1 protein-coding gene is annotated in these 217 nt (G+C 79.3%); it reads left to right on the forward strand.

The genetic code is table 11. From position 1 onward, the window contains the following. A partial coding sequence (locus tag EIY87_RS48215) for a hypothetical protein (protein WP_225439622.1) occupies positions 1 to 217 on the forward strand: 217 nt, incomplete at both ends.

The raw sequence follows: 217 nt of genomic DNA on the forward strand, positions 1-217 counted from the left end.
CGCGGGCACCTCGGTTGCCGGGGCAGGGCTGCGCGGCGAGCGGGCCGCAGCCTGGCCGCAGATCGACTCAGCGGGTGCGGGGTCGTGCGAGGTCCGGGCCGTGGCGCGGCCGCAGCTGGACCTCGCGGGCACCTCGGTTGCCGGGGCAGGGCTGCGCGGCGAGCGGGCCGCAGCCTGGCCGCAGATCGACTCAGCGGGTGCGGGGTCGTGCGAGGTC

Origin of the sequence: Amycolatopsis eburnea (genome assembly GCF_003937945.1) — a bacterium.
In the GTDB taxonomy this organism is placed as follows: Bacteria; Actinomycetota; Actinomycetes; order Mycobacteriales; family Pseudonocardiaceae; genus Amycolatopsis; species Amycolatopsis eburnea.